The sequence below is a fragment of the Laspinema sp. D2d genome (genome assembly GCF_025370755.1).
Classification (GTDB): domain Bacteria; phylum Cyanobacteriota; class Cyanobacteriia; order Cyanobacteriales; family Laspinemataceae; genus Laspinema.
In genome coordinates, this window is the sequence record NZ_JAMXFC010000070.1 from 3,993 (window position 1) to 13,608 (window position 9,616).

The window sequence follows — 9,616 nt, forward strand, 5'->3', positions numbered from 1 at the left end:
ACGGTATTCCCTTGACCATCATCAGCGGTTACAGCAATTTCCAAGTTACCAATATCGTCATTCTGCGGCGTTCCACTTAATTCTCCAGTTGCCGGGTCAAAAGTGAGCCAATCTGGTAACGGTGACCCATCAGCTAAGGTGGCGGTGAAGGTTAACGGGTCTCCTTCGGAATCTGTAAAGGTATCCTCGGGAAGTGCAAAGCTAAATTCTTCTCCAGCAGTGGCGGTTTGATCTGCCAGAGGATTTGTCACCGTGGGCGACTGATTCTCCCCAATACCGTCATTAACCCCCAGTTCAAAGGTATCTGTTACGGTATTCCCTTGACCATCATCAGCGCTTACAGCAATTTCCAAGTTGCCAATATCGCCATTCTGGGGCGTTCCACTTAATTCTCCAGTTGCCGGGTCAAAAGTGAGCCAATCCGGTAACGATGACCCATCGGCTAAGGTGGCCGTAAAGGTTAATGGGTCTGCGTCGGAATCTGTAAAGGTATCCTCGGGAAGCGCAAAGCTAAATTCTTCTCCCGCCGTGGCGGTTTGGTCCGCTAGGGGATTGGTCACGGTTGGCGGAAGGTTGGAGTCCGGTTCCGGGTCTGGTGTGGGTTCCGGTTCCGGTGTGGGTTCCGGTTCCGGTGTGGGTTCCCGGTCCGATGACGGAATTACAGGCACTCGTACTTGGGTAGGCTGTGGCGCAAAGACAACCGTAGGGGGTTCTTCTGTGGGGGTCGCTTCTTGGGATATTGGCCCAAAAATAATCCCAGGGGCTCCGGTGGCGATTTGGTCTTGGAGTTCCTGGGGTAGTGGTTCCTCTTCCACAGGGGCTGCCGCTGGCCCTTCTGGCGATCGCAAGTCTCCATCCCCAAGGGTTGCCACTGGGGGAACATCCCCATCACAACCAATATTAAGAACCACTTCCATTGTGAACCGATTCGGCGTCAGCGCTGTGGCATCGGTGTTATGAACGATCGCCAAATATTCCCCGGTTGTCCGATCTTGAATGATCGCATGGGCGGCATATTCTCCTTCCCCTTGGAAAATATTGAGATTCTCTAAGGTTTGACCTTGGTCCAATCCAATCAGGTTATACCCATTCCCAAAATCAAGGATATGGTCCGCTTCGGCTAAAATCGGACTACCAGTGGTCACCCCGATCGCAAAAATATCGGCACCCCCTCCCCCAATTAAGGTATCTGACCCTTTATCCCCATAAATCAGGTCATTACAATCTGCGCCATAAATCAGGTCCTCCCCTTGACCCCCGCGCATGATATTAGAACCACTCACGCCGACGAGGGTATCATTCCCTTCATTGCCGTGGAGATAGTCGTTTCCATCCCCACCCACAATAAAATCATCACTCTCGGGGTCTCCGATGTCTGGGTTGCCGGTACCCCCGTAGATGGTGTCATCGCCTTTGTCCCCAAAGATGATGTCAGAAGTCACATTGCCAATGACCAGATCGTTACCTTGACCGCCATAAATCAGATCCATTCCCGTGCCGCCGAAGATGGTGTCATCGCCGACATTCCCTTGCATCAAGTTCTGACCACTGACCCCAAAGAGTAAGTCATTTTTATCGAACAGGACCCGCACCGGATCCGCAGGGCCGCCATAAATTGTATCGTTGCCTAGGTCCCCAAAAACGGTATCGGTACTCAGGTCCCCATGTAACCAGTCATCATCTTTGCCACCTTGGATCAGGTCATCATTTTTTCCCCCGTAAATCGTATCGTTTCCTTCATTTCCGTTGAGATAGTCATTTCCGGTATTCCCAAAAACTAGGTCTTGGTCGAGTAAGGGTCCCACGGGTACTGGACTGCCTAGACCGCCAAAAAAGGTGTCATTGTCTTCATTACCTAAAAGGGTGTCATTGCCGGGGTCTCCATACAGCCAATCTTCACCGGAACCACCCTCAATCAGGTCCTCGGCTGAAATACCACGCACGGTATCATTTCCTTGATTGGCAAGAATGTAATCAGATTCCTCAGATCCTATAATTACTTCGCCGAATTCGGGGCCAACAATAATATTTGGAGTCATATTTTTATTTAACTTTTATTCAGGACAGTTGATTTTTTGAGCGAATTAAGCGATGCTGAAACCGGCCCTCAACCCTTGGAATTTTCAAAAAAATTCAACGTGCAAAAAATAGTGCTACTTTTGAGGGTTTTTGAATTTAATGAGGGTTTGTAGGAAGGCACTCTAAGGTTTTCCTGTCTTATTTTGTCTTCAATTACAGGAGACTGTCGAGTATAAATTTTAAATTCTCTCTGAGGACATAAATAGGTTTAATTTTATATAAAACTTAAGAAAGACATTTATACAGGTTTTCTAGTATATTAAGAAGTTATTCCGTCATTTGGAGTATTCCTATCGAATCACTGGGGCATGGAACGGGTTATTAGGGGCGGACTATCGCCGCAAAATATAGGGGATCGAGGGGCAAATCTATCCGACTATCAGAAATTAAAGATCGAGTAAAACTATGGTGATCGCCTCTACGAATCCATAAAGATGCGCTACATTTGCGATCGCAATTCTGGCTATTTTTAGGGATGATTCAGTGAACAACCCAGCCCCCTCACGGATGTGGCGACCGGAAAAAAGTCCCTCGTTCTCATCTTAAAATGAGGGGTTTCACATTCTTAAATATCTGGGTTACAGAGATGAATAAAACACAGATGACCTGGAATTTGGGCTAGTCATTCTTGAATACTAAAGGGTTGAGTCATCTAATCAAGGGTCCGAGAATTTAAGCGGGAGACGCGATCGCTTCGCTGATTTCATCCTTAGCCATCAACATCCAAATCGGGACGGGAATGCCGGTGTTAGGAAGAAGCCGCATTCAATCTACAATTAACAAGTAACAAGTCGGGTGGAGACTCTCGTGGAATTCAGCGTGTAACCACCTCATTAGCCAGGGTGCGATCGTGCAAGCATCGGGTGAGGCTTTCTGGATGACAAACGGCACGCAAGGCTGGCTATATCAGGAAATTTTCATTGTTGTCTTACCCAGACAAACTGGGTTGCCAGAGACAAGCTGTCACAATGCACAGCCCATCTGGGGGGTGTAAGTCGGTTTCTTGTCTCTGGGATTGAGTCCGGTACGGGCGTTATCGGCTTGATATTTTATCGGATTTATGCTATGTAAAACAAAGACAGAGTTCAAGGACCCAATTTGGCAACAAAGAACTCAGGCTCATTCTTTTAAATTTAAGGTGCATCAAGGGGCAGTGGTGGCCCAAAGTTAAGGACCCAAATCGTTCGGTTTAATTTATTAATAGGAACTGGAGAGTATTCACTTCGGCCTTAATTCGTGAAAATTTCTTTTAATTTTATCCCAAATAATGGTAAGATTAATACATTTTTCAAATAATGAAACGTTTCCGAGGATGAAGTGGAGTGATCCAGAGAAAGGAGACCGTTATAAATAGATACTATCAAATCCTCTATAAAACTCGGAGGAGAACTGATTTTTGCCGCCCCATCGGTGGAACAGAAGAAACGAGGGGGAACGGATTGAAGTTTAAAGGAAAAGTGTCGGCTTTAGTTGTGGACGAAGGGAGAGGACAAAGAGAATTCCCCCTCTATAGCTAGAGGGAAAAACCAGTGGAGGTATATCTAAAGACTGATTTAGGAGCGATCGCCTACCCAACATCCCCCAGATGTTGCTACTTTAAAAAGAAAGATTAAGCTGCGATTAACACGATCGTAGAGAATCCCGTTAAATCCCTAGGACAAAAAACAGTAGGCGTGGGAACTAAATATCCCAATTCGTCGGCCATCTAGCCCCTAACTGGAATACCTAGGGATTCGCGAAACTCAAACATCTTGTCAAGAAATAAAAAGTTGAGCTGATTGCAACGAAGGGTCATATTTTCTATGGTTAGCCAAACTCCTGAAGCAGATTTTCAAGTTTCATTGAGTAACGATCAAGCAGTGGTGCATCTACCCCCCCGCTTAAGCGTCATCGAGGCGGTATTTTTTAAACAAACCTGTCATGAACTCTGTGAAGGGACCCCACCGCCGGAACATATTATTCTGGATTTTAGTAAGACCACGTTTATAGACAGTAGTGGAGTGGGTGCGTTAGTCCGAGTGCTGAAGACGACTCAGACGGCCTCCATTGATTTAATTTTACGAAACGTACAATCCCAAGTCATGTCGGTCCTGTCCCTCACTGCCTTAGACCAAGCATTAACCTTTGAAGGCAAATCTGGATTGATCACGGGGACCCATGAGGAACTCGCTTCAAAAATCAACTGGAAAGGGGACAAAAATGCCGAACTGCCGACAACCCATCCTTCAGTACGGTCCTCGGTGAAGCGATTTATTGATATTGTTGGTGCATTGGTGGGGTTAGGAATTACGGGAGTTGCTTTTATTCCCTTGGCGATCGCCATCAAGACGGATAGTCCGGGACCGATTTTCTTTAGTCAAATCCGGTGTGGTTGGATGGGAAAAAGATTTCGGATTTGGAAATTCCGCTCGATGTGCGAAAATGCAGAAGCAATCAAATCCGAAATCCAAAATCAAGTTGAAGGGCCGCTCTTCAAAAATGAAAAAGACTCCCGGGTGACTCGTATCGGTCAGTTTATGCGCCGAACGAGTTTAGACGAGTTACCTCAGTTTTGGAACGTCCTGAAAGGAGAGATGAGTCTGGTAGGAACAAGACCTCCCCTACCGGATGAGGTCGATCGCTATGAAGTCCCAGAATGGCAACGTCTGGATGTTAAACCAGGGATGACCGGAGAATGGCAAGTGAGTGGGCGATCGTCTATTCGCACCTTTGAGGATGTGATTCGCTTAGATCTCGAATATCAAAAAAAATGGAGCCTGCTTTATGACCTAAAACTGATTTTGAAAACAATTGGGGTCGTGTTTAACAAAAATAGTGGTGCTTACTAGGTCGTTAAAGGGAGTTGTAGGATAAAGAAAGAAGGGATCTTTTGACGTCTGGGCCTTCTACTTTCATACCGAATCATTCTGGCCGCCGCCCGAACTGATAAACCTTTGATCCCACTTTCACCCCTTGGGTATGAAAGCCAGCCCAGACGTAAACATTCTTCATCATATAGAAGATGGTGTTACAAAATTTCGGCAGCTGGTGGAAGGGACTCGCTTCCCAGCTAGGACAACGACGGGCCAAAGAGGAGCGACCGCTGAAGCGATCGCATCTGCAAGTCAAAAGTGATCTCTATGCCTTAGCACAAGTGTTGCAATGGTTAGAAGATGAAATCTATTCCCTACTTCCGCGCGATCGCTGGTGGCAGTATCAAACTGCCTTAGCAGAAGGTTTCACGAATGCAGTGCGTCACGCTCATCATGACTTGCCGCCTACAACGGAGATCGAAATTGAAGTCACCGTTTTTCCAAGCTATGTGGAGATCAAAATTTGGGATTACGGCCCCCCCTTCGATTTAGAAGCCAAGCTCAAGTCCCGCTATGAAAACCCAAATGGCAATCCATTGGATGAAGGAGGCCGAGGCTTAATCTTCATGCATCAATTAACCAATGAATTGCTATATACCCGAATCGGAGACAATCGCAACTGTCTGATCATGCGAAAAAATTTCCGTTGATGAGCAAACTCATTTCCCCGTCCCATCTGCTATTCTCTTCACTCAAGACAGGCGTTCGGAACCTCCTGCGAACTTTAGCCGCCGATCGCATTACCCCCATGATTGTACCCGGACCCGCTGATGAACCTGAAAGCCTCGAAGCCGTAACCCGGTATCAAACCCTTGATGCCGCGACTCAAACTGCTTTACAGGAACTCACGGACCTGATTCCTCAAATTTTTCAAATGCCGATCGCTGCGATCGTCCTCGGCATTCCGGGTCACTGTTCCGTAAAATCCCACATTGGTGCCACCCCGGAGGAACTCGACCTCGCCTGTGCCTGGTCTACTTATCCCCTAGAACAAAGACGTCTGGTCCTTCTCAACTCCCTCAACAAACCGGGAGAACTACTCCAGGACAAGGGGAGGCAAGAACCCCAAAGCCCCCTCTGCTTTTATGCCGGTGTTCCCCTGATCTCTTCCCAGGGTTACCCCATCGGCACGTTATGCATTATGGATCGCCAACCGCAACACCTCAGCGCGACCCAAAAGCAAACCCTCCAAACCTTGGCAACTCAGGCGATCGCCACCCTAGAACGCCACCGCATCCAACCCCCGGCACCCTATCAACCCCACCTCCTCGATTTTCTCAACCACACTCATGACGCCATCCAAAGCCTGCGTTTGAGTGACCAACGGCTGGTTTACGTCAACCCCGTCTGGCTTAAAACCCTCGGCTATACCCTGGAAGAAATCCCTTCGATGTATTGGTGGGACATCCTCGACCCCGCCTCCTTTGAACCCGCCTCGACTATTCTGGAAAAACTTCGCCTCGGGGAATCCCTCACTGGAGTCCACCTCATTTTACTCACCAAAACTGGCGATCGCGTCTGGGTGGAAGGCAACTTCTCCTCGCTGTGGGAACGCAATCAACCAGACTATGCGATCGCCCTGTTGCGCAACATCACCGGGGAACAACAAGCAAGGCTCAAATACGAACAACTCTTTGAAAATACTGCCCTTGGACTCTTTCAACTCACCCTAGATGGCCGTTATGGTCAAATCAACTCCGCCCTCGCCAAAATGTATGGCTATGAGTCCCCCACCCAATTCCTCTCTCGGGTAGACCATCCACGCCACCTCTACCTCCAACCCCAGGACTGGGAAGAATGCTTACAACTCCTTCAAACCCAGGGTCACCTCGTTCATGAGGTGGAAGTCAAACGTTTTGATGGTTCCACCATCTGGATTTCTGAAAATATCCAACCCTTAATCGACATCAAAGGTCGCACCATTGGCTATGAAGGGTTTGTCCAAGATGTCACCCCCAACAAGCAAGCGGAAGCCACCGTTCAACTGGCCCGGGATCAACTCCAAGCGGTCTTGGATGCAGTTCCCGGCACGGTTTCTCTGATTAGTGCCGATTTTCACTATTTAGGGGTTAATCGCCATTTAGCGGCAACTTACAACTTACCCCTGGCTCAATTTATCGGACGTGAAGTGGGGTTTAGGCAATCGGTTTTCGGACAATTTGTCCGTGATTTTTTTGCTACCCAATCCCGGGAAGCTTCGATAGAAATTGATTCCGAAGTCAATGGGGTATTCCGCAGCGATTTGGTGATTGCCAAGAAGTGGTTGGAGGACCAAGCGGCAGTTTTTGTAGGCATTGATATTACAGAACGCAAACGGGCAGAAGCGGCCCTGAAAGGGGAACTGGCGGAGGCGGCAGAATATGTGCGATCGCTCCTCCCCCTCCCTTTGAGCGAACCTGTCCCCATCGATTCCCGTTTTATTCCCTCTCAACAGTTAGGGGGCGATTGTTTTGATTATTATTGGCTCGATGATGATAATTTAGCGATTTATTTGCTGGATGTTTCGGGACATGGGTCTCGCGCGGCCCTGTTGTCGGTTTCAGTCTTAAATTTATTACGCGCTCGTTTTCTGCCCGGTACTGACTTCTATCAACCCTATCAGGTGCTGACCGCCCTCAATCATGCGATTAAGATGGAGCGTCAGCGGAATATGTATTTTACCATCTGGTATGGGGTCTATAATCAGGTGCAGCGCCAGCTTGTTTATTCCTGTGCCGGACATCCCCCCGCCATTTTGCTCTCCAAAGACTCAACGGTACAAAAGCTCAGAACTGAAACCTCGGTCCCGATCGGGATGTTTCCCAATATTAAATATGAAAATGCGTCCTGCCAGATTGAGGCAGAAAGCTCGCTTTATATTTTTAGCGATGGGATTTATGAAATAAACGAACCCGATGGATCGATGTGGAGTCTCGATAACTTTATCGATTTACTCGCCGAATGTCGGCAAAGTAATTCGTTTAATCTGGACCAAGTGTTAGGGTTAGTGCGCCAAGTTTCTAAGGAAGATACGTTTCATGATGACGTCTCTTTGTTGCAGGTGAAGTTTGATTTTTAGCCGCTTAGGGCCAGCAATCCCCATCGGCAAGGGAGCGACCTCCGTTACCCTCTTGGTTGAATCGGCTTGTTTATAAAAAACTTAGCGACTCTTGGTGATGTTAGGACGGAAGACAGAGGCGATCGCCTTGCTCGGATAACTAGGGGGCTTGGCTCAATCCGGTTTAGAAAGGACGTGTTTTTCAAATTCCTCTCGGTTAGGAAAGACTTTCATGATTTTATCCAATCCCGCAAGTTCTAATAGCATTTTGACTTGGGTATTGATGGAACACAAAAATAGCTTTCCTCCGGCAGCTTGAACGGTTTTAATTGCAGCAACTATTGCTCCTAAACCTGAACTATCCATGAAACTGACATCTTGAAAGTCAATGAGTACAATTTCAGCTCCTTCGGCCAGATAATTGCTAATTTCTCGCTCAAATTGACCCACCTTAGTCCGATCTAAAAGGCCAACGGGTTGGACCACTTTAACCACTGGACTCATCCTTAATTAACCCCTACTTGATTTGACAGGTGCCACGGGCTAGATTTGATTTTTTAATCAAACGACTGGCCTAGAGACGATGGTCTGGTGACATTAACATGATTTTTATCTTACCCTGCATGGGCGTGATTGCAGTTTAGCTCATCTAGGATTTCCCCTGACGGCTGGTTTACAAACCAAATTGAATAGATGAGACTAGGGTCTATAATAGACGGAATTGTTCACTCACGATTGAGGAATAGGGAAGGGGTCGATCCGACCCGCGATCGCCTTGAGGAGATACAGACCCTCAAGACCCCCTAAAATTTAAAGTCTAAAATCCAATAGGCGATAATCCATGACGGCGAATATCCTTGTGGTTGAAGATGAAGTCAAACTCGCTCAATTTATCGAACTAGAACTCAAGTATGAAGGCTATCAGGCGATTGTAGTTCGGGATGGGGTCGCCGGATTGAGAGCTATCCAAGAGTTAAGTCCGGATCTGGTCCTGCTGGATGGGATGCTGCCTGGACTCTCGGGGTTGGAAGTCTGCCGTCGGTTGCGGACCAGTGGCAATATGGTCCCGGTGATTGTCTTCACGGCGCGGGATGAAGTGAGCGATCGCGCAGCCGGATTGGATGCAGGTGCCGATGATTACCTGGTGAAACCTTTTAGTTCCGAGGACTTGATTTCCCGAGTGAAGGCCCATTTGCGAAGTCCCATCGAAGTCGATCCGGATTTGTTACCGTTTGCTGACTTAAGCTTGAACCGACGCACCCGGGAAGTGCGCCGAGGCGATCGCACCATTGAACTGACGGCGAAAGAGTTTGATTTATTGGAATATCTGATTTCCCATCCCCGACAAGTGGTCAAGCGTGAACAAATTCTGGAAAATGTCTGGGGTTACGATTTTATGGGGGATTCTAACATTATTGAGGTCTACATTCGTTACCTCCGTCTCAAGCTAGAAGCACAGGGAGAAAAGCGACTGATTCAGACGGTGCGTGGGGTGGGTTACGTTCTGCGGGATTAAATCTGCGGCGTTGCACATTTATGGTATGATAGAGAGGTAGTCCGTACCCCTAGAGAATATGATTTGTCCTAAGTGTCAGTCCAGCAATATCAGTAAAAATGGCGTGAAGAGAGGAAAACAGAACCATATATG

The 9,616-nt window shown here is 47.6% G+C and carries 6 protein-coding genes; 4 read left to right on the forward strand and 2 right to left on the reverse strand.

Annotated elements, in window-relative coordinates:
• Positions 1 to 2,039: putative Ig domain-containing protein (locus NG796_RS25935; protein ID WP_261210360.1), on the reverse strand; the 2,039-nt coding region annotated here is incomplete at its 3' end.
• 1,842 nt (positions 2,040 to 3,881) lie between these two features.
• Here NG796_RS25935 and NG796_RS25940 point away from each other — a divergent pair.
• The 3 genes from NG796_RS25940 to NG796_RS25950 all read left to right on the forward strand — a co-directional run bounded on the left by NG796_RS25940 (position 3,882) and on the right by NG796_RS25950 (position 7,989).
• Complete coding sequence (locus NG796_RS25940) at positions 3,882 to 4,907, forward strand: sugar transferase (RefSeq protein ID WP_261210362.1); 1,026 nt, start codon at positions 3,882 to 3,884, stop codon at positions 4,905 to 4,907.
• Between the two features lie 173 nt (positions 4,908 to 5,080).
• A complete protein-coding gene (locus NG796_RS25945; RefSeq protein WP_261210363.1) occupies positions 5,081 to 5,581 on the forward strand; it encodes an ATP-binding protein in 501 nt (166 codons plus the stop codon).
• Positions 5,581 to 7,989, forward strand: coding sequence for a SpoIIE family protein phosphatase (locus NG796_RS25950; RefSeq protein WP_261210365.1), 2,409 nt, complete (start codon positions 5,581 to 5,583; stop codon positions 7,987 to 7,989). The genes NG796_RS25945 and NG796_RS25950 overlap by 1 nt, the downstream gene beginning before the upstream one ends.
• A 153-nt stretch (positions 7,990 to 8,142) precedes the next feature.
• Here the strand turns inward: NG796_RS25950 and NG796_RS25955 are convergent, their stop codons facing one another.
• Complete coding sequence (locus NG796_RS25955) at positions 8,143 to 8,472, reverse strand: STAS domain-containing protein (protein ID WP_207089392.1); 330 nt, start codon at positions 8,470 to 8,472, stop codon at positions 8,143 to 8,145.
• Between the two features lie 337 nt (positions 8,473 to 8,809).
• Here NG796_RS25955 and NG796_RS25960 point away from each other — a divergent pair, with 337 nt between their 5' ends.
• Positions 8,810 to 9,484 (forward strand): response regulator transcription factor, encoded by a 675-nt coding sequence (locus NG796_RS25960; protein ID WP_261210366.1) that lies wholly within the window; start codon positions 8,810 to 8,812, stop codon positions 9,482 to 9,484.
• Positions 9,485 to 9,616 lie beyond the last annotated feature (132 nt).

Excerpts from the sequence above, each read along its gene's own strand:
- NG796_RS25945 (WP_261210363.1), top strand. The coding sequence starts at position 5,081 with ATGGTGTTACAAAATTTCGGCAGCTGGTGGAAGGGACTCGCTTCCCAG.
- NG796_RS25950 (WP_261210365.1), top strand. The coding sequence starts at position 5,581 with ATGAGCAAACTCATTTCCCCGTCCCATCTGCTATTCTCTTCACTCAAG.
- NG796_RS25940 (WP_261210362.1), top strand. The coding sequence starts at position 3,882 with ATGGTTAGCCAAACTCCTGAAGCAGATTTTCAAGTTTCATTGAGTAAC.
- NG796_RS25955 (WP_207089392.1), bottom strand. The coding sequence starts at position 8,472 with ATGAGTCCAGTGGTTAAAGTGGTCCAACCCGTTGGCCTTTTAGATCGG.
- NG796_RS25960 (WP_261210366.1), top strand. The coding sequence starts at position 8,810 with ATGACGGCGAATATCCTTGTGGTTGAAGATGAAGTCAAACTCGCTCAA.